General features: G+C 69.8%; 23 protein-coding genes. 20 read left to right on the plus strand and 3 right to left on the minus strand.

Going from position 1 to position 22,371, the window contains the following annotated elements; translation table 11 throughout:
• Nucleotides 1-207: 207 nt before the first annotated feature.
• From prfA to ACFXBC_RS00430, 16 genes are all read left to right on the plus strand, one after another.
• Nucleotides 208-1,287 carry a peptide chain release factor 1 gene (prfA, locus tag ACFXBC_RS00355; protein ID WP_385016648.1) on the plus strand — a complete coding sequence of 360 codons (1,080 nt, stop codon included), beginning with the start codon at nt 208-210 and terminating at the stop codon, nt 1,285-1,287.
• A gap of 25 nt (nt 1,288-1,312) precedes the next feature.
• Complete coding sequence (prmC, locus tag ACFXBC_RS00360) at nt 1,313-2,158, plus strand: peptide chain release factor N(5)-glutamine methyltransferase (RefSeq protein ID WP_385016650.1); 846 nt, start codon at nt 1,313-1,315, stop codon at nt 2,156-2,158.
• Nucleotides 2,159-2,228: 70 nt separating this feature from the next.
• A complete protein-coding gene (locus tag ACFXBC_RS00365; RefSeq protein WP_385016653.1) occupies nt 2,229-2,876 on the plus strand; it encodes an L-threonylcarbamoyladenylate synthase in 648 nt (215 codons plus the stop codon).
• Nucleotides 2,873-3,520, plus strand: a complete 648-nt coding sequence (locus ACFXBC_RS00370; RefSeq protein WP_385016656.1) for a protein-tyrosine-phosphatase — start codon at nt 2,873-2,875, stop codon at nt 3,518-3,520. Before ACFXBC_RS00365 ends, ACFXBC_RS00370 begins: the two co-directional genes overlap by 4 nt.
• 109 nt (nt 3,521-3,629) lie before the next feature.
• Nucleotides 3,630-4,886: a serine hydroxymethyltransferase gene (glyA, locus tag ACFXBC_RS00375; protein ID WP_385016659.1), complete on the plus strand. Its 1,257-nt coding sequence runs from the start codon at nt 3,630-3,632 to the stop codon at nt 4,884-4,886.
• A 106-nt stretch (nt 4,887-4,992) separates the two neighbouring features.
• Entirely contained in the window at nt 4,993-6,405 is a 1,413-nt protein-coding gene (locus tag ACFXBC_RS00380; RefSeq protein ID WP_385016662.1) for an MraY family glycosyltransferase, read from the plus strand.
• A gap of 261 nt (nt 6,406-6,666) precedes the next feature.
• The gene (locus tag ACFXBC_RS00385; RefSeq protein ID WP_385016665.1) at nt 6,667-7,104 is read left to right on the plus strand and encodes a hypothetical protein; all 438 of its coding nucleotides are present in this window, start codon (nt 6,667-6,669) and stop codon (nt 7,102-7,104) included.
• A 210-nt stretch (nt 7,105-7,314) separates the two neighbouring features.
• Complete coding sequence (atpB, locus tag ACFXBC_RS00390; RefSeq protein WP_385017071.1) at nt 7,315-8,151, plus strand: F0F1 ATP synthase subunit A; 837 nt, start codon at nt 7,315-7,317, stop codon at nt 8,149-8,151.
• Nucleotides 8,152-8,221: 70 nt separating this feature from the next.
• Complete coding sequence (locus tag ACFXBC_RS00395; protein WP_250297805.1) at nt 8,222-8,470, plus strand: F0F1 ATP synthase subunit C; 249 nt, start codon at nt 8,222-8,224, stop codon at nt 8,468-8,470.
• A gap of 40 nt (nt 8,471-8,510) precedes the next feature.
• On the plus strand, nt 8,511-9,053 hold the full coding sequence (locus ACFXBC_RS00400) for a F0F1 ATP synthase subunit B (protein ID WP_385016668.1): 543 nt from the start codon (nt 8,511-8,513) through the stop codon (nt 9,051-9,053).
• A complete protein-coding gene (locus tag ACFXBC_RS00405; protein ID WP_385016671.1) occupies nt 9,050-9,865 on the plus strand; it encodes a F0F1 ATP synthase subunit delta in 816 nt (271 codons plus the stop codon). The genes ACFXBC_RS00400 and ACFXBC_RS00405 overlap by 4 nt, the downstream gene beginning before the upstream one ends.
• 98 nt (nt 9,866-9,963) lie before the next feature.
• Nucleotides 9,964-11,559 carry a F0F1 ATP synthase subunit alpha gene (gene atpA, locus ACFXBC_RS00410; RefSeq protein WP_385016673.1) on the plus strand — a complete coding sequence of 532 codons (1,596 nt, stop codon included), beginning with the start codon at nt 9,964-9,966 and terminating at the stop codon, nt 11,557-11,559.
• Nucleotides 11,560-11,579: 20 nt separating this feature from the next.
• Nucleotides 11,580-12,509, plus strand: a complete 930-nt coding sequence (locus ACFXBC_RS00415; RefSeq protein ID WP_385016675.1) for a F0F1 ATP synthase subunit gamma — start codon at nt 11,580-11,582, stop codon at nt 12,507-12,509.
• On the plus strand, nt 12,510-13,958 hold the full coding sequence (gene atpD / locus ACFXBC_RS00420; RefSeq protein ID WP_385016677.1) for a F0F1 ATP synthase subunit beta: 1,449 nt from the start codon (nt 12,510-12,512) through the stop codon (nt 13,956-13,958). It abuts the gene before it with no gap.
• Nucleotides 13,959-14,124: 166 nt separating this feature from the next.
• Nucleotides 14,125-14,499: a F0F1 ATP synthase subunit epsilon gene (locus tag ACFXBC_RS00425; protein ID WP_328319665.1), complete on the plus strand. Its 375-nt coding sequence runs from the start codon at nt 14,125-14,127 to the stop codon at nt 14,497-14,499.
• A gap of 118 nt (nt 14,500-14,617) precedes the next feature.
• Nucleotides 14,618-15,064, plus strand: coding sequence for a DUF2550 domain-containing protein (locus tag ACFXBC_RS00430; protein WP_385016682.1), 447 nt, complete (start codon nt 14,618-14,620; stop codon nt 15,062-15,064).
• Between the two features lie 24 nt (nt 15,065-15,088).
• Here the strand turns inward: ACFXBC_RS00430 and ACFXBC_RS00435 are convergent, their stop codons facing one another.
• From ACFXBC_RS00435 to ACFXBC_RS00445, 3 genes are read right to left on the minus strand one after another with little or no spacing between them, the layout of a single operon-like run.
• Complete coding sequence (locus ACFXBC_RS00435; RefSeq protein ID WP_385016684.1) at nt 15,089-15,661, minus strand: cob(I)yrinic acid a,c-diamide adenosyltransferase; 573 nt, start codon at nt 15,659-15,661, stop codon at nt 15,089-15,091.
• A 24-nt stretch (nt 15,662-15,685) separates the two neighbouring features.
• A complete protein-coding gene (locus ACFXBC_RS00440) occupies nt 15,686-16,435 on the minus strand; it encodes an ABC transporter permease (RefSeq protein ID WP_385016686.1) in 750 nt (249 codons plus the stop codon).
• A gap of 10 nt (nt 16,436-16,445) precedes the next feature.
• Nucleotides 16,446-17,228, minus strand: a complete 783-nt coding sequence (locus ACFXBC_RS00445) for an ABC transporter ATP-binding protein (RefSeq protein ID WP_385016689.1) — start codon at nt 17,226-17,228, stop codon at nt 16,446-16,448.
• A 101-nt stretch (nt 17,229-17,329) separates the two neighbouring features.
• Between ACFXBC_RS00445 and ACFXBC_RS00450 the strand changes: the two genes are divergently transcribed.
• From ACFXBC_RS00450 to ACFXBC_RS00465, 4 genes are all read left to right on the plus strand, one after another.
• Nucleotides 17,330-17,965: a TetR/AcrR family transcriptional regulator gene (locus ACFXBC_RS00450; RefSeq protein ID WP_385016690.1), complete on the plus strand. Its 636-nt coding sequence runs from the start codon at nt 17,330-17,332 to the stop codon at nt 17,963-17,965.
• A gap of 130 nt (nt 17,966-18,095) precedes the next feature.
• Entirely contained in the window at nt 18,096-18,944 is an 849-nt protein-coding gene (locus tag ACFXBC_RS00455; protein ID WP_385016693.1) for a 3-hydroxyacyl-CoA dehydrogenase family protein, read from the plus strand.
• A 146-nt stretch (nt 18,945-19,090) separates the two neighbouring features.
• Entirely contained in the window at nt 19,091-19,414 is a 324-nt protein-coding gene (locus ACFXBC_RS00460; protein ID WP_385017073.1) for an STAS domain-containing protein, read from the plus strand.
• A gap of 209 nt (nt 19,415-19,623) precedes the next feature.
• The gene (locus ACFXBC_RS00465) at nt 19,624-22,221 is read left to right on the plus strand and encodes an ATP-binding protein (protein ID WP_385016695.1); all 2,598 of its coding nucleotides are present in this window, start codon (nt 19,624-19,626) and stop codon (nt 22,219-22,221) included.
• The last annotated feature ends 150 nt before the right edge of the window (nt 22,222-22,371 follow it).

Below are 22,371 nucleotides of genomic sequence, written 5' to 3' on the forward strand. Positions count from 1 at the left end.
GGGGGGCCCGGGCCAGAGCGAGCGGCCCGGGGGCGGGGGGGGGGGGGGGGCGGCGCGCCCGGCGGGGGGCCGCCGCGGGGGCCGGGCCCCGCCGGCCCGCGCCGCGGGGGCCGCCGGGCCCCGGCCCGCCCCCCCCCGGCGCCCCCGCCCCGCCGCTTTTGCCGTCCCGGAAGCGCCCTTCTTGACGTACGAAAGCAGGAACCCCCGATGTTCGAGGCGGTCGAGGAACTGATCGGCGAGCACGCCGTTCTTGAGGAACAGCTCGCCGACCCGTCGGTCCACGCCGACCAGGCCAACGCGCGCAGGCTCAACAAGCGCTACGCCGAGCTGACCCCGATCGTCTCCACGTACCGTTCCTGGAAGCAGACCGGCGAGGACATCGAGACGGCGCGTGAACTCTCCTACGACGACCCGGACTTCGCAGCCGAGGTCAAGATTCTCGACAAGCAGCTCGAAGCGCTGACCGAGAAGCTCAGGCTGCTCCTGGTGCCGCGCGACCCCAGCGACGACAAGGACGTGCTCCTCGAAGTCAAGGCGGGCGCGGGCGGTGACGAGTCAGCGCTGTTCGCGGGCGACCTGCTGCGGATGTATCTGCGCTACGCCGAGCGCGCCGGCTGGAAGACCGAGATCATCGACTCCACCGAGTCCGAGCTGGGCGGCTACAAGGACGTCCAGGTCGCGGTGAAGACCAAGGGCGGCAACGGAGCCACCGAGCCCGGCCAGGGCGTCTGGGCGCGGCTGAAGTACGAGGGCGGTGTGCACCGGGTGCAGCGGGTGCCGTCCACCGAATCCCAGGGCCGTATCCACACCTCGGCCGCCGGTGTGCTCGTCACGCCCGAGGCCGAGGAGGTCGACGTCGAGATCCACCCCAACGACCTCCGGATCGACGTCTACCGCTCCTCGGGTCCCGGCGGGCAGTCGGTCAACACCACCGACTCGGCGGTCCGCATCACACACCTGCCGACCGGTGTCGTCGCCTCCTGCCAGAACGAGAAGAGCCAGCTCCAGAACAAGGAGCAGGCCATGCGCATCCTGCGCTCCCGGCTGCTGGCCGCCGCCCAGGAGGCCGCCGAGCAGGAAGCGTCCGACGTGCGCCGCAGCCAGGTCCGTACCGTCGACAGGTCCGAGAAGATCCGGACGTACAACTTCCCCGAGAACCGGATCTCCGACCACCGTGTCGGCTTCAAGGCGTACAACTTGGACCAGGTGCTCGACGGCGACCTGGACGCAGTGATCCAGGCGTGTGTGGACGCGGACTCCGCGGCCAAGCTCGCCGCCGCCCAGTAGTAGCCGGCCCGTACTGGAGAACCGCATGAACCTGCTGCTTGCCGAGGTGGCCCAGGCCACCCAGCGGCTGGCCGACGCCGGCGTGCCCTCCCCGCGTTTCGACGCCGAGGAGCTCGCCGCCTTCGTGCACGGTGTCAAGCGGGGCGAGCTCCACCAGGTCAAGGACGCGGACTTCGACGCCCGCTACTGGGAGACCGTCGCCCGCCGCGAGGCCCGCGAGCCGCTCCAGCACATCACGGGCCGCGCCTTCTTCCGCTATCTGGAACTCCAGGTGGGCCCCGGTGTGTTCGTGCCCCGCCCGGAGACCGAGTCGGTCGTCGGCTGGGCCATAGACGCCGTACGCGCCATGGACGTCGTCGAGCCGCTCATCGTCGACCTCTGCACGGGCTCCGGCGCCATCGCGCTGGCCATGGCCCAGGAGGTGCCGCGCTCGCGCGTGCACGCCGTGGAGCTGTCCGACGACGCGCTGCGCTGGACCCGCAAGAACGCCGAGGGGTCCAGGGTCACCGTGCACCAGGGCGACGCCCTGAGCGCGCTCCCCGAACTCGACGGCCAGGTCGACCTGGTCATCTCCAACCCGCCGTACATCCCGCTCACCGAGTGGGAGTACGTCGCACCCGAGGCCCGTGACCACGACCCGGAGATGGCCCTCTTCTCCGGCGAGGACGGCCTCGACACGATCCGCGGCATCGAGCGCACCGCCCACCGTCTCCTCGTGCCCGGCGGCGTCGTCGTCATCGAGCACGCCGACACCCAGGGCGGCCAGGTCCCGTGGATCTTCACCGAGGAACGGGGCTGGGCCGACGCGGCCGACCACCCCGACCTGAACAACCGGCCCCGGTTCGCCACGGCCCGCAAGGCCCTGCCGTGACGATCGCAGGACCGGTTCCGCACCACATTTCTCAGGCTCTGCAGGCTTTGCTCAGGGAGGCTCGCTAACAATGGCACGGCGATACGACACCAACGATGCGACCGACCGCTCCACCGGTCTGCGCGAAGCCGCGTCCGCCGTCCGCCGGGGCGAGCTCGTCGTACTTCCGACGGACACCGTGTACGGCATCGGCGCCGACGCCTTCAGCTCCGATGGCGTCGCCGACCTGCTCGACGCGAAGGGGCGCGGCCGCAACATGCCGAGCCCTGTGCTCATCGGCTCCCCGAACACCCTGCACGGCCTGGTCACGGACTTCTCGGAGCAGGCGTGGGAGCTGGTCGACGCGTTCTGGCCGGGCGCCCTGACGCTCGTCGCCAAGCACCAGCCGTCGCTCCAGTGGGACCTCGGCGACACCCGGGGGACCGTCGCCGTGCGGATGCCGCTGCACCCGGTCGCCATCGAGCTGCTCACGGAGGTCGGCCCGATGGCCGTCTCCAGCGCCAACCTGACCGGCCACCCGGCGCCGGAGGACTGCGACGCGGCACAGGAGATGCTCGGCGACTCCATCTCCGTCTACCTGGACGGCGGCCCCACACCGGGCATCGTCCCGTCCTCCATCGTCGACGTCACCGGCAAGGTCCCCGTCCTGCTCCGCGCGGGCGCGCTCTCCGCCGAGGAGCTGCGCAAGGTGGTACCCGACCTTGAGGTGGCCAATTGACAGCCCCTGAGGGGCGTGGCATAGGCGCGTCCGCCTCCGGCGGCACGTTCAGGATCCTCCACGTCAGCACCGGCAACGTCTGCCGCTCGCCGATCACCGAGCGGCTGACCCGGCATGCTCTGACGGACCGCCTGGGCACCGGGCTCGCCGACGGCCTGATCGTGGAGTCGGCCGGCACCTGGGGCCACGAGGGCGCCCCGATGGAGGCCAACGCGGCGACCGTCCTGGAGGACTACGGCGCGGACGCCGGGGGCTTCCTCGGCCGTGAGCTGCTCGACGACCATGTGATCCGGGCCGATCTGGTGCTCACCGCGACCCGCGACCACCGCGCGCAGGTCATCTCGATGGGCCACTCCGCGGGGCTGCGCACCTTCACGCTCAAGGAGTTCACCCGGCTCGTACGGGCCATAGACCCGGCGACGCTGCCCGACCCGCTCGACGAGGGCGTGGTCGAGCGGGCCCGTGCACTGGTCAGGGCCGCCGCCGCGCTCCGGGGGTGGCTGCTGGCGCCGACGGCCGAGGCGGACGAGGTCAACGACCCGTACGGGGGGCCGATCACCTTCTTCCGGTCGATCGGCGACGAGATCAACCAGGCACTGGACCCGGTGGTCACGGCGCTCACCGGGGTCGCCGCACCGCACTGAGGGCCCGCCCGTCCCGCAGGAGCGGGCTGTCCGCCCCCGTACGGCAGACCACCGGCAGGCGCCCCCGCGCGGCCCGTCCTACATTGGACGGGACGCCGAGGAGCACACGATGCCGGTCACCACCACCCCGCCCCACCTCGCCGGCCCCCACCCCGCCGGCTTCGACGCGCTGCGCGGGCAGGACCCCGAGATGGCGGACGTACTGCTCGGCGAGGCCGAGCGGCAGGCCACCTCGCTCCAGCTGATCGCCGCCGAGAACTTCACCTCGCCCGCCGTCCTGGCCGCACTCGGCTCCCCGCTCGCCAACAAGTACGCGGAGGGCTACCCGGGCGCCCGCTACCACGGCGGCTGTGAGCTGGCCGATCTCGCCGAGCGGATCGCCTGTGAGCGGGCCACAGCGCTCTTCGGAGCCGAGCACGCCAACGTCCAGCCGCACTCGGGCTCATCGGCCGTCCTGGCGGCGTACGCGGCCCTTCTGCGCCCCGGTGACACCGTCCTGGCCATGGGACTTCCGCACGGGGGCCATCTCACCCATGGATCGCCCGCCAACTTCTCCGGCCGCTGGTTCGACTTCGTCGGGTACGGCGTCGACGCGGAGAGCGGGCTCATCGACTACGGCCAGGTGCGCACGCTCGCCCGGCAGCACCGGCCGCGGGCCATCGTCTGCGGCTCGATCTCGTACCCACGCCACCCGGACTACGCGGCCTTCCGGGAGATCGCGGACGAGGCGGGCGCCTATCTCATCGCGGACGCCGCCCATCCGATGGGCCTGATCGCCGGGGGAGCGGCGCCCAGCCCGGTGCCGTACGCCGACGTCGTCTGCGCCACCACCCACAAGGTGCTGCGCGGGCCGCGCGGCGGACTGATCCTCTGCGGCGCCGAGCTGGCCGACCGGATCGACCGCGCCGTCTTCCCCTTCACCCAGGGCGGCGCCCAGATGCACACGATCGCGGCCAAGGCGGTCGCCTTCGGCGAGGCGGCGGCCCCGGCGTTCGCGGCGTACACGCACCAGGTGGTGGAGAACGCCCGGGTGCTCGCCGCCGGGCTGGCCGCCGAGGGCTTCGAGCTCACCACCGGGGGGACCGACACACATCTCATCACCGCCGATCCGGCGCCGCTCGGCACCGGCGGGGCGACCGCCCGCGCCCGGCTGGCGGCGGCCGGGATCGTCCTGGACACCTGCGCGCTGCCCTACGGCGACGAGCGGGGCGTCCGGCTGGGCACCGCCGCCGTCACCACCCAGGGCATGGGGGCGCCGGAGATGGCCGAGATCGCGGGGCTCCTCACGGCGGCCCTGCGTGAAGAGCGGGGGACCCGTGAAGAAGTACGCGCACTCGCCGGGCGGTTTCCGCCGAATTCGGGCTAGAGCGGTACTCGTGCAACCATCGGAGCTACCCGTGTGTCCTCAACCTCATGCAGGCCGAAGCTAAGGTGTGGGGCTGAGATGGCCAGCGATATCTGTGGGGCAGCCCGTGCGTGAATACCTGCTGACGCTCTGCGTCACGGCCGCGGTGACGTATCTCCTGACCGGGCCGGTGCGGAAGTTCGCCATCATGGCCGGGGCGATGCCGGAGATCCGGGCCCGTGACGTGCACCGTGAACCGACGCCGCGGCTCGGCGGCATCGCCATGTTCGGCGGTCTGTGCGCGGGGCTGCTGGTCGCGGCCCATCTGCAGAACCTCGGCAGCGTCTTCACGCTGTCGAACGAGCCGCGCGCGCTGCTCTCCGGCGCCGGGTTGATCTGGATCATCGGTGTCCTGGACGACAAGTTCGAGATCGACGCCCTGATCAAGCTCGGCGGCCAGATGATCGCGGCGGGCGTGATGGTCATGCAGGGTCTGACGATCCTGTGGCTGCCCATCCCGGGCGTCGGCACCGTCTCGCTCACCCAGTGGCAGGGCACCCTGCTGACCGTCGCGCTGGTGGTGATCACCATCAACGCGGTGAACTTCGTGGACGGCCTGGACGGACTCGCGGCCGGCATGGTCTGCATCGCCGCCGCGGCCTTCTTCATGTACACCTACCGGATCTGGTACGGGTACGGGATCGAGGCGGCCGCCCCGGCCACCCTCTTCGCCGCCGTGCTGATGGGGATGTGCCTGGGTTTCCTGCCGCACAACATGCATCCGGCCCGGATCTTCATGGGCGACTCGGGATCGATGATGATCGGCCTGGTGCTCGCCGCCGGTGCCATCTCGGTGACCGGCCAGGTCGACCCGGACGCGATGAGCCTCAACCTCGGCGGCGGGCGCGAGGCCACCCACGCGATGCTGCCGGTCTTCATCCCGCTCCTGATGCCGCTGACGATCATCGCGGTGCCCTTCGCGGACCTCGTGCTGGCGATCGTGCGGCGCACCTGGAACGGCCAGTCGCCGTTCGCCGCCGACCGCGGCCATCTCCACCACCGGCTCCTGGAGATCGGCCACTCGCACAGCAGGGCGGTGCTGATCATGTACTTCTGGTCGGCCCTTTTCGCCTTCGGCGCGCTGGCCTACTCGGTGCGCTCCTCGTCCACCTGGATCCTGCTGGCGGTCGTGGTGCTGAGCGCGGTGGGCCTCGCCCTGCTGCTGATGCCGCGCTTCACCCCGCGCGCCCCGAAGTGGGCCCAGGGCTTCGTTCCGCCGCGTTACCGGGGGCGCCGCCGCGTGGCTCCCGAGGCGGAATCGGAGACGGCATCGAGGACGGCACCGGAGGCGGCCGGTACGGCGGAATGCGGTGGTACCGGCAATGCGGATGAGACGCCGATTTCATCCGAAACGGGCGATTCCGCACCGCTCGTCGGCCTGAACGGAAACGAACCGATTCCCGCAGGCGTCAACGGGGCGACCGCAATTGGCCCCCGATCCGGGTTCCCCGATCGGCGCGAGGCCGGAACGAGGCGTTGAGCATTTCCCTCAACAGCCCCCAATATCAGGCATAACGAACGCCCGCATGCACAGACGCGCGCCTTCACTCTCATGTGTGACGGGCAGCACACTTCCATGGTAAAGACCTCATCAAATAGTTTGTGATACCGTTCACGAAACCCGGAGATGAAGCCGAAGGGCCGCAGTGCGACGGCTCCTTGGCCCGAGATTTCCCTCTCGAACCGGGCCTACGCTCGTCCATGACGACACCCTGCCCCCACCCGAAGCGGAGCTGCCGCCATGCCGTCCCCCGACGCCCGAACACTCCTCCAGACCGCTGTACCCACCGCCGCAGCCGGCGTTGTCGCCGCTGCGATCAGCGGTGTGGTCGCGGGCGGCAAGGGAGCGGTCGGCGCACTTGTCGGCGCCGTGGTCGTGATCGTCTTCATGGGGATCGGACTTGTCGTCCTGAACCGCACCGCCAGGTCCCTGCCGCACCTGTTCCAGGCCATGGGGCTCATGCTCTATACCGCGCAGTTGTTGCTGCTTGTCATTTTCGTCGCGGTGTTCAAGAACACCACGTTGTTCAACCCCAAGTCTTTTGCCATCACGCTGGTTGTGGCGACGGTTGTCTGGATCGCGGCTCAGGCGCGGGCTTATATGAAGGCCAAGATCCTCTACGTCGAACCGGACTCCGCCGACGGGCACCAGCCCGAGAAGACGGGTTCGTCGAAGTGAAGGGTAGGGGCGGGATAAGCGGGCGTTGTGGATCCTGCTATCGTCCGGTTCCAACTGCGGCACTGCGGGCGCGGGCATCTGAGCTGACGCCTGCACCATCGCGAGGCTCACTGCCTGCCAGCCGCCCCCACATCCGTAACACCAGTCCAGTGCCGAACCGCGGCTGTGCGCCGCGCCGACACAACGAGGTTGCCGTACCTATGCGCCATGTTGAAGGAGCCCGCGGTGAGTGCTGACCCGACGCAGGTGCTCGCCTTCGAGACCGACTGCCACATCTTTGACGGCTGTGGATTCCCGGCTCCCGGCCTGCACTCGTTCCTGTTCAAGCCCCTGTGGGGCGACGGGGACAGCAACTTGTACTTCAACAAGACGATGCTGCTCGCGCTGCTCGGCACGGTCGTCATCGTTGGGTTCTTCTGGGCGGCCTTCCGCAACCCCAAGGTGGTTCCCGGAAAGCTGCAGATGGTCGCTGAGGCCGGATACGACTTCGTGCGCCGAGGAATCGTTTACGAGACGATCGGCAAGCGTGAGGGCGAGAAGTACGTCCCGCTGGTTGTCAGCCTGTTCTTCTTCGTCTGGGTGATGAACCTCTGGTCGATCATCCCGGTCGCCCAGTTCCCCGTGACGGCGATTATTTCCTACCCGGCCGCGCTCGCCCTGATCGTCTATGTGCTGTGGGTCAGCCTGACGTTCAAGAAGCACGGATTCGTCGGAGCCTTCAAGAACTTCACCGGTTACGACAAGTCCCTCGGCGTGGTCCTCGTGCTCTCGATGCCCATCGAGCTCTTCTCCAACCTGCTGGTCCGGCCGTTCACTCACGCGGTCCGACTGTTCGCCAACATGTTCGCGGGCCACACGCTGCTGCTCCTCTTCACGATCGCCAGCTGGTACCTGCTGAACGGCATCGGCTTCGCCTATGCAGGCGTCTCGTTCGTGATGACGATCGTGATGACCGCTTTCGAACTCTTTATCCAAGCTGTCCAGGCCTATGTGTTCGTCCTGCTGACTTGCAGCTATATCCAGGGCGCTCTGGCCGAGCAGCACTGAGTACCCCCACCTCCCTGAATCATCCGGTGGCCATCCCCCACCGGTCCATGAAAGAGAAGGAAGAACCGGCATGTCTGTTCTCCAGACCCTCGCCGCTGGCGTCGAAATCAAGGGCAACCTCGGCTCCATCGGTTACGGCCTCGCAGCCATTGGTCCCGGCGTCGGCGTCGGCATCATCTTCGGTAACGGTACTCAGGCCCTCGCCCGCCAGCCCGAGGCTGCCGGCCTGATCCGCCAGAACCAGATTCTCGGCTTCGCCTTCTGTGAGGCGCTCGCCCTCATCGGTCTGGTCATGCCGTTCGTCTACCCGAGCGCCTGACCTCGGTCGCGAACAGCCCCATTAGACGGAAGGCACTGACGTGAACCCTCTGGTTCAGCTCGCGGCGGAGCAGGAAAACCCGCTCATCCCGCCGATTCCTGAGCTCATCATCGGCTTCCTCGCCTTTGTCATCGTCTTCGGTTTCCTCGCCAAGAAGCTCCTCCCGAACATCAACAAGGTTCTGGACGAGCGCCGCGAGGCCATCGAAGGCGGTATGGAGAAGGCGGACGCCGCCAAGCTCGAAGCCGAGAGCGTGCTTGAGCAGTACAAGGCTCAGCTCGCCGAGGCCCGGCACGAGGCCGCGCGGATGCGCCAGGAGGCGCAGGAGCAGGGTGCCGCGCTCATCACTGAGATGCGTGCGGAGGGCCAGCGTCAGCGTGAGGAGATCATCGCTGCCGGTCACGCCCAGCTCGCGGCCGACCGCAAGCAGGCCGCGCAGTCGCTGCGCCAGGACGTGGGCAAGCTCGCCACGGACCTGGCGGGCAAGCTCGTCGGCGAGTCCCTTGAGGACCACGCCCGGCAGAGCCGCACGGTCGACCGTTTCCTCGATGAGCTTGAGGAGAAGGCCGAGGCCGCTCGATGAACGGCGCGAGCCGCGAGGCACTGGCCTCCGCACGTGAGCGTCTCGACGCGCTGACCGACAGCCCGTCGGCCGACGCGTCGAAGCTCGCCGGCGAGCTGGCCGCCGTCACCGCGCTGCTCGACCGCGAGGTCTCGCTGCGCCGGGTCCTCACCGACCCGTCGCAGGCCGGTGAGGAGAAGGCCCAGCTGGCCGGACGGCTGCTCAGTGGTCAGGTCGGCGGGGACACCGTGGACCTGGTGGCCGGGCTCGTCCGGTCCCGCTGGTCGCAGTCGCGTGACCTGGTCGACACGGTCGAGGAGCTCTCGGCCACCGCCGACCTCACCGCGGCCCAGCGGGCCGGCACGCTGGACGACGTGGAGGACGAGCTGTTCCGGTTCGGCCGGATCGTCACCTCCAGCACCGGACTGCGGGCCGCGCTCACCGACCGCACCGCATCGGGCACCGCCAAGAGCGAGCTGCTGCGCAGCCTGCTCGGCGGCAAGGCCGACGCGGTCACCGAGCGTCTGATCGTGCGCCTTGTGACCCAGCCGCGTGGACGTAGCCTGGAGGCGGGACTGGAGTCCCTGTCCCGGCTCGCCGCGGAGCGCAGGGACCGCACGGTCGCGGTCATCACCTCGGCGGTGCCGCTGAGCGACGGCCAGAAGCAGCGCCTCGGCGCCGTACTGGCCAAGCTGTACGGCCGCCGGATGCACCTCAACCTGGACGTGGACCCCGCGGTCCTCGGCGGGATCCAGGTGCGGGTCGGCGACGAAGTCATCAACGGCTCCATCGCGGACCGTCTCGACGAGGCGACTCGTCGGATGGCCGGCTGACCAGCAGACAAAGCCACCAACTCAACAGTACTGATAACGGCCCGAGTTGGGCCGACAAGTAATTGATTCGGGCCCAACAAGGAGAGCAGGGAACCCAGATGGCGGAGCTCACGATCCGGCCGGAGGAGATCCGGGACGCACTGGAGACGTTTGTCCAGTCGTACCAGCCGGACGCGGCCTCGCGCGAGGAGGTCGGTACGGTCAGCGTGGCCGGCGACGGTATCGCGAAGGTCGAGGGTCTTCCCTCGGCCATGGCGAACGAGCTGCTGAAGTTCGAGGACGGCACGCTCGGTCTTGCGCTGAACCTTGAAGAGCGCGAGATCGGCGCGATCGTTCTCGGCGAGTTCAACGGCATCGAGGAGGGCCAGCCGGTGCAGCGCACCGGTGAGGTGCTCGCGGTCGGCGTCGGCGAGGGCTACCTCGGCCGCGTCGTCGACCCGCTCGGCAACCCGATCGACGGCCTCGGCGACATCGAGACCGAAGGCCGCCGTGCGCTGGAGCTCCAGGCTCCCGGCGTCATGGTGCGCAAGTCCGTGCACGAGCCGATGCAGACCGGCTACAAGGCCGTCGACGCGATGGTGCCGATCGGCCGCGGTCAGCGTCAGCTGATCATCGGTGACCGGCAGACCGGCAAGACCGCGCTGGCTGTCGACACGATCATCAACCAGCGCGACAACTGGCGCACCGGCGACCCGTCGAAGCAGGTCCGCTGCATCTACGTCGCCATCGGCCAGAAGGGCTCCACCATCGCGTCCGTACGCGGTGCGCTGGAGGAGGCGGGCGCCCTGGAGTACACGACGATCGTCGCGGCTCCGGCTTCCGACCCGGCCGGCTTCAAGTACCTGGCGCCGTACACCGGTTCGGCCATCGGCCAGCACTGGATGTACGCCGGCAAGCACGTCCTGATCATCTTCGACGACCTCTCGAAGCAGGCCGACGCCTACCGTGCCGTCTCGCTGCTGCTGCGCCGTCCGCCGGGCCGTGAGGCCTACCCGGGCGACGTCTTCTACCTGCACTCCCGTCTGCTGGAGCGCTGCGCGAAGCTCTCCGACGACATGGGCGCCGGTTCGATGACGGGTCTCCCGATCGTCGAGACCAAGGCGAACGACGTGTCGGCGTTCATCCCGACCAACGTCATCTCCATCACCGACGGCCAGTGCTTCCTGGAGTCCGACCTCTTCAACGCAGGCCAGCGGCCCGCGCTCAACGTCGGTATCTCGGTCTCCCGTGTCGGTGGTTCGGCCCAGCACAAGGCGCTGCGCCAGGTGTCCGGCCGACTCCGTGTCGACCTCGCCCAGTACCGCGAGCTGGAGGCGTTCGCCGCCTTCGGTTCCGACCTGGACGCTGCGTCGAAGGCGTCGCTGGAGCGCGGTAAGCGCATGGTCGAGCTGCTGAAGCAGGGCCAGTACGAGCCGATGCCCGTCGAGGAGCAGGTCGTCTCCGTCTGGGCCGGTACCACCGGCAAGATGGACGACGTCCCGGTCGGCGACATCCGCCGCTTCGAGTCCGAGCTGCTGGAGTACCTGCGCCGCGAGCGCAAGGAGCTCCTCACCTCGATCGCCGAGGGCGCCAAGATGTCGGACGACACACTGACCTCGATCGCCGACGCGATCACCGCCTTCAAGCGGCAGTTCGAGACCTCGGACGGCCAGCTCCTGGGCGAGGACGCGCCGGCCGTCAACGTCTCCAAGTGACGACGGAAGGGACCTGACTCATGGGAGCCCAGCTCCGGGTCTACAAGCGTCGCATCCGATCCGTCACCGCGACCAAGAAGATCACCAAGGCGATGGAGATGATCGCCGCCTCGCGCATCGTCAAGGCGCAGCGCAAGGTGGCGGCGTCGATGCCGTACGCGACCGAGCTCACCCGCGCGGTGACCGCGGTGGCGACCGGCTCCACGACCAACCACCCGCTCACCACCGAGGCCGAGTCCCCGGTCCGTGCCGCGATCGTGCTCATCACGAGCGACCGCGGTCTGGCCGGCGGCTACTCCTCGAACGCCATCAAGGCGGCGGAGCGGCTCACCGAGCGGCTGCGCGGTGAGGGCAAGGAGGTCGACACGTACATCGTCGGCCGCAAGGGTGTCTCGTACTACGGCTTCCGCGAGCGCAAGGTCGTGGATTCGTGGACCGGGTTCACCGACAGCCCGACCTACGCGGACGCCAAGCGGGTCGCCGCGCCCCTGATCGAGTCCATCGAGAAGGAGACGGCCGAGGGCGGCGCCGACGAACTGCACATCGTCTTCACGGAGTTCGTGTCGATGATCACGCAGAACGCGGTCGACAGCCGGATGCTGCCTCTCTCTCTCGACGAGGCCGCCGAGGGCGGAACACCCGCGGACAGCACGAAGGACGAGATCCTTCCGCTGTTCGACTTCGAGCCGTCGGCGGAGGACGTCCTCGACGCTCTGCTGCCGCGCTACGTCGAGAGCCGTGTCTACAACGCACTGCTTCAGTCGGCTGCCTCCGAGCACGCCGCCCGTCGCCGTGCGATGAAGTCGGCCACCGACAACGCCGGGGATCTCATCAAGAACCTCACCCGGCTTGCCAACGCGGCCCGCCAGGCCGAAATCACCCAGGAAATCAGCGAGATCGTCGGTGGCGCAAGCGCCCTGGCCGACGCGACCGCGGGGAGTGACAGGTAAATGACGACGACTACCGAAAGCGCCGTGACCGCCGCCACGGGCCGCGTTGCCCGGGTCATCGGCCCGGTCGTCGACGTGGAGTTCCCCGTCGACGCGATGCCGGAGATCTACAACGCCCTCACCGTCGCGGTCGCTGACCCGGCCGAGGACGGCAAGCTCAAGACGCTGACGCTCGAAGTGGCCCAGCACCTGGGCGACGGCGTGATCCGCGCGATCTCGATGCAGCCCACCGACGGTCTGGTCCGCCAGGCCCCGGTCACGGACACCGGCGACGGCATCACAGTGCCCGTCGGCGACATCACCAAGGGCAAGGTGTTCAACACCCTCGGTGAGATCCTGAACAAGCCCGAGGCCACGTCGGAGATCACCGAGCGCTGGCCGATCCACCGCAAGGCGCCGGCCTTCGACCAGCTTGAGTCGAAGACCAAGATGTTCGAGACCGGGATCAAGGTCATCGACCTTCTCACCCCGTACGTCACGGGTGGAAAGATCGGCCTGATGGGCGGTGCCGGTGTCGGCAAGACCGTTCTGATCCAGGAAATGATCTACCGCGTCGCCAACAACCACGACGGTGTGTCGGTGTTCGCGGGCGTCGGTGAGCGTACCCGTGAGGGCAACGACCTCATCGAGGAGATGGCCGAGTCCGGCGTCATCGACAAGACGGCGCTCGTCTTCGGTCAGATGGACGAGCCCCCGGGCACCCGTCTGCGTGTCGCGCTGGCCGGTCTGACCATGGCGGAGTACTTCCGCGATGTGCAGAAGCAGGACGTGCTCTTCTTCATCGACAACATCTTCCGTTACACCCAGGCCGGTTCCGAGGTCTCCACGCTGCTCGGCCGTATGCCGTCCGCGGTGGGCTACCAGCCGAACCTGGCCGACGAGATGGGTCTGCTGCAGGAGCGCATCACCTCGACGCGTGGCCACTCGATCACCTCGATGCAGGCGATCTACATCCCCGCGGACGACCTGACCGACCCGGCGCCCGCGGCGACCTTCGCCCACCTGGACGCGGTGACCGTGCTGTCGCGTCCGATCTCGGAGAAGGGCATCTACCCGGCGGTCGACCCGCTGGACTCGTCGTCCCGCATCCTGGACCCGCGCTACATCGCGAAGGACCACTACGACGCCGGTATGCGCGTCAAGGGAATCCTTCAGAAGTACAAGGACCTCCAGGACATCATCGCGATCCTCGGTATCGACGAGCTGGGCGAGGAGGACAAGCTCGTTGTCCACCGCGCCCGTCGTGTCGAGCGCTTCCTGTCGCAGAACACCCATGTCGCCAAGCAGTTCACCGGCGTGGACGGTTCGGACGTGCCGCTCGACGAGTCGATCACCGCGTTCAACGCGATCTGCGACGGTGACTACGACCACTTCCCCGAGCAGGCGTTCTTCATGTGCGGTGGCATCGAGGACCTCAAGGCCAACGCCAAGGAGCTCGGCGTCTCCTGAGTCGCGCACCTGAGTCGGGCGCCGGCCCGCGCGGATCACCCGTGACCCGTGTGAGCCATCCGACTCGTGTGAGAGGGACGGGCCTGTCCCGTCCCTCTCCTCACGCCCATTAGACTTTGACCCAACACCCGGCAGCAGTGCCGGGTGGTGACCCGAGGAGCCACCCTTGGCTGCTGAGCTGCACGTCGAGCTGGTCGCGGCGGACCGTAGTGTCTGGTCCGGCGAGGCGACACTGGTTGTCGCGCGCACCACGTCCGGCGACATCGGCGTCATGCCCGGTCACCAGCCGCTGCTCGGTGTGCTGGAATCGGGCCCGGTGACCATTCGTACGAGCGAGGGCGGGACGGTCGTTGCCGCTGTGCACGGCGGTTTCCTCTCGTTCGCCGACAACAAGCTTTCGCTGCTGGCCGAGATCGCTGAGCTGGCGGACGAGATCGATGTCCAGCGCGCCGAGCGTGCGCTGGAGAGCGCGAAGTCGGACGATGACTCGGCCGCCGAGCGGCGCGCCGATGTCCGACTGCGTGCGGTGACGGGGAACTGACGCCTCCCACCGAGATTTGACCTCAGCCGCGGCCCGTCCGGAACCATCCGGACCGGGTCGCGGCTGAGGCGATGCAGAACCAGTTCCCTTACGGCATGAGGCGAGGAGGTCGGTGTAGATGATCCTCGCTCTGCTTGTGTGCGGCCTGGTCGTCGTACTGGTAGCGGTGGGGCTCTTCGTCTTCGGCCTCCGCCGGCGGCTGATCCAGCGTTCCGGGGGCACCTTCGACTGCAGCGTCCGCTGGGACCTCCCGGAGAAACCGGACACGTCCGGCAAGGGCTGGGTGTACGGGGTGGCCCGCTACAGCGGCGACCGCATCATGTGGTTCCGCGTCTTCTCGTACGCCCCCCGACCGCGCCGGACCCTGGAGCGCCAGTCCATCGAGGTCGTCTCCCGGCGTACGCCGGAGGGCGAGGAGGAGATGGCACTGCTCTCCGACGCGGTCGTGCTCCGCTGTTCCCATCAGGGCGTACGTCTGGAACTCGCGATGAGCGAGGACGCCCTGACCGGCTTCCTCGCCTGGCTGGAGGCGGCGCCACCCGGTCAGAGAGTGAATGTGGCCTGAGCAGAGCCTGGTTGCCCGGTCGGCTCAGCGCTCGCCGCCCGGTACCCACAGCACGTCCCCGACCTCCTTGTTCGCGGTGCGCGCCAGGATGAACAGCAGGTCGGACAGCCGGTTCAGATAGGTCGCGGTGAGCGCGTTCATCACCTCGCCGTGCACCTCAAGCGCGGCCCAGGTCGACCGCTCGGCCCTGCGGACCACGGTGCACGCCTGGTGGAGCAGCGCCGCCCCGGGCGTGCCGCCCGGCAGGATGAAGCTCCGCAGCTTGTCCAGCTCTTCGAGGAAGCGGTCGCAGTCGGCTTCCAGCTTGTCGATGTAGTGCTGCTCCACCCGCAGCGGCGGGTACTTCGGGTTCTCCGCCACGGGTGTGGACAGATCGGCCCCCACGTCGAACAGATCGTTCTGGACGCGGACGAGTACCTTCACCACCTCGTCCGGCAGCCCGCCGAGCGCCACGGCGGTGCCGATGACCGCGTTGGCCTCGTTGGCGTCGGCGTACGCGGAGATCCGCAGATCGGTCTTGGCCGTGCGGCTCATGTCGCCGAGCGCCGTGGTGCCCTGGTCGCCGGTACGGGTGTAGATGCGCGTCAGATTGACCATGCGGCCGAGCCTAGCCGGGCACGGTCAGCCGCCGGCCCCGCGGAAGACACGTGTGCCGACCGTCACGGCGACTGCCGCCAGGATTCCGGCCGTGAGCACCCCGTACAGCATCGCCGTACCGGTGTAATCGCCCACATAGCCCGCCCGTACCGCGTCCACCAGATAGCGGAATGGCATGAAGTGCGAGAGCACGTCCAGCCAGGCGGGGGCCAGTGCCATCGGGAGCATCAGGCCCGAGAGCAGCATCGACGGCAGGGTGACCGCGTTGATGACCGGGCCGAACTCGTGCGGCTTGGAGACCTTGAGGGCCAGCGCGTACGAGAGCGAGGCGAGGGTCACCGTCAGGACGCCCACAAAGACGAAGCCGATCAGCACCCCGCCCAGCGGTGCCCGCAGCCCCATCAGCAGCGCCGTCAGCACCAGCAGGACCGACTGGAAGACGAAGAGCGCCGCGTCCCGCAGGACCCGGCCCAGCAGCAGCGCGAGTCTGCTGACCGGGGTCGCCCGCATCCGCTCGAAGACCCCGGTCTGGTTCTCGATGATGATGGCGAAGCCACTGAACGACGCCCCGAACAGCGCGAGTTGGAGCAGCAGCCCGGGGACGAGTACCTGCCAGGAGCCGCCTCGTGAGCCGAGTGGCAGACCGGTCAGCAGCGGGCCGAAGAAGAGCAGATAGAGCAGTGGCATCAGGACGCCGAAGAGGATCTGGAACGTGGAGCGCGCCGTCTGCCGCGCATAGCGGCCGAAGATCAGCGCGGTGTCGTGCACCAGCATGGAAGGGCTCCTAGACGGATACGGGGGCGGTGTCGGCGGGCGTGGCGGTGCGGCCCGTGAGGGCGAGGAAGGCGTCCTGCAGGGAGGCGTCGGCGGAGCCCGCGTACTGGAGCTTGAGGGCGCAGGGCGTGCCGTCGGCCACCACCGTGCCCTCGTCCACGACGACGAGCCGGTCGGCCAGCGCGTCCGCCTCGTCGAGGTAGTGCGTGGTCAGGACGACCGTGGTGCCGTGCTCTTCCCGCAGCCCGCGCACCAGCTCCCACAGATCGGCCCGGCTGCCCGGGTCGAGCCCGGTGGTGGGCTCGTCGAGGAAGAGCACATCGGGCCGGTGGGTGAGGCCCATCGCGATGTCGAGCCGCCGCCGCTGGCCGCCGGAGAGCGCGGCGCACTTGCGGTCGAGCAGCGCGGTCAGGCCCAGTCCGGCCGCGAGTTCCGCGGCCCGCGCCGCCGCGCGGGTCCTGCCCAGCCGGTAGAGGCGGCCCTGGGTGACCAGCTCCTCGCGTACGGACATCTGGGGGTCGGTGCCGCCGCTCTGGGCGACGTAACCGATCCTGCGGCGGACACCCGCCGGGTCCTTCACCAGGTCGCAGCCCGCGACGGTGGCAGCGCCCGAGGTGGGGGCCAGCAGGGTGGTGAGCATCCGCAGGGTGGTGGTCTTGCCCGCGCCGTTGGGGCCGAGGAAGCCGAGGATCTCGCCGGGCCGGACCGTCAGGTCGATACCGCGTACGGCGTCCACCGGACCGGCCTTGGTGGTGAAGGTCCGGGCCAGCCCGGACGTACTGATGATTGGCATGGCACTCAGAAAAACAGAGTGACTTAAATTTTGCAACGCACTTCAGTTTTGGGCTTGCCTCAATTTCTCTCCGGGGCCGGCGGTCCGCATACGATGCGGGCATGGCTGAGGGGCTCAGAGAGCGGAAGAAGCGCCGGACCAGGCAGTACATCTCGGATGTGGCGACCGGTCTCTTCCTGGAGCGCGGCTTCGACGCGGTGACCGTCGCCGAGGTCGCCGAAGCCGCGGAGGTCTCCGTCAACACGGTGTACAACTACTTCCCGGCCAAGGAGGACCTGTTCCTCGACCGGAGCAAGGGCGTCGTGGACCGGCTCGCCCGCTATGTGCGCGGCCGGGACCGTGGCGAGTCCGCCGCGGGCGCGGTCCTGCGTGAGCTGCGGGACCAGGTGACGGCTGTCTCGCCCACGGTCGGCCTCATCGAGGGCTACGACCGCTTTCTGCGCGTCGTACAGGAAGCGCACACGCTGCGCTCCCGGATGTGGCACATCCAGCAGGAGTCCCTGGCGAACGTGGAGACGGCGCTGCGGGAGGAGACGGGCGCGGCCGTCTCCGACACGCTGCCGACCCTGATGGCCGGCCAGCTCTCCTGGATCCAGTCGACGCTGATGGAGTGGATCGGGGGCGAGCTGGTCTCCGGCCGCGCACCGGACGAGGTCTCCCGGCGGGCCCTGGATCTCCTCGACGGCATGGAGGAGATTCTGGGGGAGAAAGTACTCAACTACGCAGTACGGGCCTGAGGGTGACGCCCCGGAGTGTGATGTCCGCCATGTGGGACGTGACGCGTATCTCTTAGCCACCACAAGGTGCTCCGCTCCCTATAACCTCCGCCCCAGAGCCGTTCGCAGAAAGCCGTTGAAGGGGTGCCAATTGGCCAGGAAGCTCGCTGTCATCGGAGCCGGACTCATGGGTTCCGGAATTGCGCAGGTGTCGGCTCAGGCCGGCTGGGACGTCGTCCTGCGCGATGTCACCGATGCGGCCGTGACCCGCGGTACCGACGCCATCAAGGCGTCCTACGAGCGGTTCGTCGCGAAGGGCAGGCTGGAGGGGGCCGACGCCGACGCCGCGCTCGCCCGGATCACCACGACCACCGATCTGGACGCGGTCGCCGACGCCGACATCGTCGTGGAGGCGGTGTTCGAGAAGCTCGATGTCAAGCACGAGATCTTCCGTGCGCTGGACAAGCTGGTGCGGGACGACACGGTGCTCGCCTCCAACACCTCGGCCATCCCGATCACCAAGATCGCGGCGGTGACGGAGCGCCCGGAGCGGGTCGTCGGCGCGCACTTCTTCTCGCCGGTCCCGATGATGCAGCTCTGCGAACTGGTCCGCGGCTACAAGACGAGCGACGAAACCCTCGCCACCGCAAGGGAGTTCGCCGAGTCGGTCGGGAAGACCTGCATCGTCGTCAACCGCGATGTGGCGGGCTTCGTCACCACCCGGCTCATCTCCGCGCTCGTGGTCGAGGCGGCGAAGCTGTACGAGTCGGGCGTGGCCACCGCCGAGGACATCGACACCGCCTGCAAGCTCGGATTCGGGCACGCCATGGGACCGCTGGCCACAGCGGATCTGACCGGGGTCGACATCCTGCTGCACGCCACGGGCAACATCTACACGGAATCCCAGGACGAGAAGTTCGCTCCGCCGGAGCTGATGCGCCGAATGGTCGACGCGGGTGACATCGGCAGGAAGAGCGGGCAGGGGTTCTACAAGCACTGAATCGCACGTGCTGCTCCGCGATCACCTAGTTGGGTGAATTCGGTATCGGTTCGCTTACGGACGGCAACTTCTTTCCCGGCGGGGCAGTCAGTTCAGTGACAGACGTGAAAGACGTGACGGAGTCCGAGAACTCCCGGGGAGCGCATATGCATATCAGGGGCGACCACGTCGAGCTGGTCGTCGGGGGCCGCCTCGACGTCCGCAGCGCGGCGGACGCCCGTACGGTCCTGCACTCGGCCGTCGACGACGGAGTCGGCGACCTGGTGCTCGACCTGACCGCACTCGACTCGTGGGACGCCACCGGCCTCGGGGTCATCATGGGCGTCCACCGGCGGGCCGGGAGATGCGGCCGCCGGCTCGTCCTGCGCGGGGTCCCGCCGCAGATGCAGCGCCTGCTGGTGGCGACCCGGCTGCACCGCATCCTGGCCATCGAGGGCGGTATCGCCGCCGAATGCCTGCCCCGCGTCTGACGCAGGCCGTGGCCCGCTCCCGCTGCGCCGGCCGGCCGCCCTGCGCGCCGGGGACCCCCAGTGGTGACGGATACTGGCAGAAGGTCTAGGGTTCGGTCGCCTGCTGATTGACGAACCCATGTGCGGTAGGCGCCGGACCAGAAGCGACAGCGTGGTGTGCGAGGCCGGGAAGGCAGACCGCGCGCAACGCCGGCTGGGGGCTTTCACCTATGGACCCGATGAACAGCGGACCGGACGAGTACGGCCAGAACTCCGGCCACCGCCCGGCGCAGCAAGGTGGCCCGGTGCCGCCCAGACCACCGCGGGACCCGCTCGCGCCCGACCTCGGGCAGCCGGCGCCCGCCCGCGCCCGCACCGTGCGGCTCGTCACCGGTGACTTCCTGGTCACGGTGAACCCGGTCGACGGCAGTGAGATCGAACACTGCCCGCCGGGCGAGCACCCCGGCCCGCCGCCGCGCCACAGCCCCGAGGAGCGCGCCGATCTGCTCCGCGCGGCGGGTCCGCCGGTGCCCCCCGGCCCCGCCGGTCCCGAACTCCCGCTCATCGAGCGGCAGGAGGAGCACGAGCGGCTGGTACGGCTGCTGGCGCGCGGCCGGTCCGTACGTCTGACGGGGGCCGCCGGTTCGGGGCGCACCTCGCTCGTCGACGCCGTGGCCCGCGACTGCGCCGGTTTCGCGCCCGACGGCGTGGTCCGGCTCTCCGGATACCACCGCACCCCCGCCGACCTGCTGTACGGGCTCTTCGCCTCCGTCCACCGGGCACCCCAGTACCGCCCCGACCGGGCCGAGCTCCTTCCGCTGGTGCGGGGGATCGGTGCGATCGTCGTCCTGGACGACCTGGAGTTCGGCGGCGCCGCACTTGAGGAGCTGCTCGACGCCGCCCCCGAGTGCGCCTTCCTGCTCGCCGCGACCCCCGATGTGGCCGCCCCGCTCCCCGAGTCGCATCTGGAGGAGGTGTTCCTCGGCGGGCTCGGGCGCAGCGCCTCGCTCGACCTCCTGGAGCGCGCCGTGGGACGCCCGCTCACCGACGAGGAGGCCAACTGGGCGGGGGACCTCTGGTTCGAGTCGGAGGGGCTGCCGCTGCGCTTCGTCCAGGCGGGGGCGCTGCTGCGCCAGCGCGATCTGCTCCGTACCGGCCCCGACGCCTTCGGCGGCCACCCCGGGCCCGGCACCGACGACGCCCGTACGGACGGCTCAGGTCCCGCCGCCGGCGCGCCGGGTGACGCCCCCGAGGTCCCGCTGCCCACCCTCGGGCAGGGCGCGGCGCCCGCCCCGCTGCTCGCCGAGCGGCTGAGCGACGCCGCACGGGCCACGCTGGCCTTCGCCGTGGCGCTCGGCGGCGAGGTGCCGCACCAGGCCCATCTGCCGGCGCTGGTCGGGGACACCCACGCCGACGCGGCGATGGGGGAGCTGGCCGCCTCCGGGCTGCTCTCGGCTGCCGGTTCGCACCACCGGCTGGCCGCCGGTGTCGTACAGCAGCTGGAGGCCGCGGGATACGCCGACGACCCCACCGGGCACGCGCTGACCACCGCACAGCACTACGCCTGGTGGGCCGGGCACCCCTCGGTGGCCCCCGACCGGGCCGCCGCCGAGGCGGACGCCGTCCTCGCGGCGATGAGCGCACTCGTACCCGGCACCGAGGCCGGGCACCCCAGTGCCGCCGCACTGCTGGCCCGCAGCGCCGCTCCCGCCTTCGCGGCCGGGCTGCACTGGAGCGCCTGGGAGCGCGCCCTGCGGACCGGCCAGGAGGCGGCCAGGCTCTCCGGCGAGGTCGCCGAAGAGGCCTATTTCCACCATGAGTTGGGGGTACTGGCGCTCTGCACCGGCAATCCGGACCGGGCGCTGGCCGAGCTGGAGGCCTCGATAGCACTGCGCGGCGCGCTGGCCGACAAGGCGGGCACGGTCGCCGGGCGCAGGGCGCTCGCACTCATCGCCGACCGCTCGGGCGCCGCCTCGCTCGGCGGCTATCTGCCCGGCGGCCCCGGCGACACCCCGCCGCAGGGCGCCGAACTCCTGCCGCCCGCCGATGAGGACGCGGCCACACCGCCCGCCGGGACCGGCACAGCGGGCGCCGTCGTCTCGCTCTCCCCGTCGCCGGACGACCACATCACGCTGGTCACCCCGCAACTGCCCGGGCAGGGCGCCGCTCCGCACGGCCGGCGCCGTACGGTCCTGGGCGGTGCCCGGCGCAATCTGGTCGCCGCCGGAGCCGGTGTGCTGCTGGCCGGAGTGCTCGGCACCGTGGTCACCCTCGGCGCGACCGGCAACGACGGCTCCGGGGACGGCCGGCCGGGCCGGTCGGTCAACGACGACGGCGGCAAGGACGGGATGAGCGCGGACGAGCCCACTCAGACCACACCGGGCAGCTCCGACGGCGCGGCCGGCCGCGACTCCACCGGCCCCTCGACGCAGCCCACCCCCAGCGCGAGCGACAGCACACCCTCTCCGGGGGAGAGCACACCATCGGACGGCGCGTCCACACCGGGGGACAAGACCTCGTCGCCCTCGGGGAAGCCGTCCAGCCCCGGGAAGCCGCCCACCGAGCCGACGAGACCGCCGTCCAAGCCCTCGCACTCCCCGCCGGGCACCCCGTCGGGGTCACCGGGCGACCCCTCGGACAGCCCGAGCCCCACCCCGTCCGACTCCACGAGCGAGGACCCGCCGCCCGCCGATTCGCCCTCGTCCACACAGAGCGTCATGCGGCCCTCCACGGCGTCCAGCGCGCCCATGGACAGCGGGAGCCCGCCCACGCCCTCGCAGGACGCGTCGGCGTCCCCCTCGTCCCCGGCCGCCCCCTCCGGGGACTGAGTCCGGGGCGGGCGCAGAGCGTACGGCGGATGGGGGGCCGCGGCCCCCCCCCCGCCCCGCGGGGCCCCGCCCCCGCCGCCCCCCCCCCACACCGCGGCGGCCCCGGGGACGCGGCGGTCCGGTCTCATTAAAACAACAAAAAAAAGCCAC

Source organism: Streptomyces sp. NPDC059398 (assembly GCF_042751845.1).
Lineage (GTDB): Bacteria > Actinomycetota > Actinomycetes > Streptomycetales > Streptomycetaceae > Streptomyces.